Here is a 1,144-nt window from a genome sequence, read left to right as displayed (position 1 = left end):
GAAGAAAAGAAAGAAGACAACTTCTATAGAAGAGAAAGATTTTATGGGAAATTTGAGAGAGTAATCCCTCTTCCAGTGGAAGTTAAAGCAGAAGAGGCAAAGGCTAAAATTGAAGATGGTATATTAAAACTTGAAATTCCAAAGGTTCAAGCAGAAAAAGAAATAAAAGTAGAACTTCAGTAATTTTTAAATAATTTGAAAAGGGGATGAAAAGTCCCCTTTTTTCATATAAAATTTTTATATGCTTAAAATATACCATTATGATGAAGAAAAATTTCATCTAATCTTTAGAATTGAGGGTGAGGAAGGAATAAATATTATTTCAAAAATATTATCCAATATAAAAGATTCATTTTATATTGACTGGCAGTATATTTTGGAAGAGATTAATGAAAAAAACTGCATAATAAATAAAAAAATTGAAATAAAGCTTCACAGTGCTGGATTGAAAAAATTCCTTCTTATATCTCCGCTTTCCAAAGATGTAGAAATTCTTGCTGTAGTTCCTGTATAATTTCTTAAAAACTTTGGAAGGAAAAAATGTCAATAAACCTTTCTTTTGAGGATTTTAAACAAATATCAAGAGAGTATAATGTAATTCCTTTAAGTAAAGATATTGTTTCCGATATAGATACTCCCTTATCTGTATTTTTAAAAGTTTCTTCAAAAGATAGATTTAACTTTTTATTTGAAAGTGTAGAACAGGGAGAAAATATAGGCAGGTACTCTTTTATAGGTTCTTCAAAGCCTGTATATATTCGTTCTAAAGGAAATTTTATAGAAAATTACAATCAAGGAAAACTACAAATAAAAAATACAGATGACCCTTTAAATGAGATTAAAAACTTAGTCAAACAGTTTAAGCCTTATAAAAATGAAAATCTTCCTCCTTTTTGGGGAGGACTTGTTGGATATGTAGGGTATGATATTATCCATTTTTATGAGCCTGTTGAAGATATAAAACCTGATACCTTAAAACTTCCGGACATATATTTCTTCTTGAGTGATGAAGTAATAGCTTTTGATAATGTAAATAAAACTATAAAAATAATTGTATCTGCTGTTTTAAATAAAAATGATAATGTTGAAGAGATATATAAGAAAGCCATTGAAAGAATAAACAAAATAGAAAATTTAATCCAGC

The 1,144-nt window shown here is 27.1% G+C and carries 2 protein-coding genes and 1 pseudogene; all 3 read left to right on the top strand.

The annotated features are described in order from the left end of the window. A partial coding sequence (locus HG1285_RS00545; RefSeq protein WP_008289637.1) for an Hsp20/alpha crystallin family protein occupies window positions 1-183 on the top strand: 183 nt, incomplete at its 5' end. Between the two features lie 58 nt (window positions 184-241). Continuing rightward, the gene (locus HG1285_RS00550; protein WP_008289636.1) at window positions 242-514 is read left to right on the top strand and encodes a hypothetical protein; all 273 of its coding nucleotides are present in this window, start codon (window positions 242-244) and stop codon (window positions 512-514) included. A 26-nt stretch (window positions 515-540) separates the two neighbouring features. Further along, window positions 541-1,144, top strand: a pseudogene (locus HG1285_RS00555) (anthranilate synthase component I); the annotation flags it as partial.

Source organism: Hydrogenivirga sp. 128-5-R1-1 (assembly GCF_000171895.1).
This window is presented reverse-complemented; position numbering and strand designations above follow the sequence as displayed.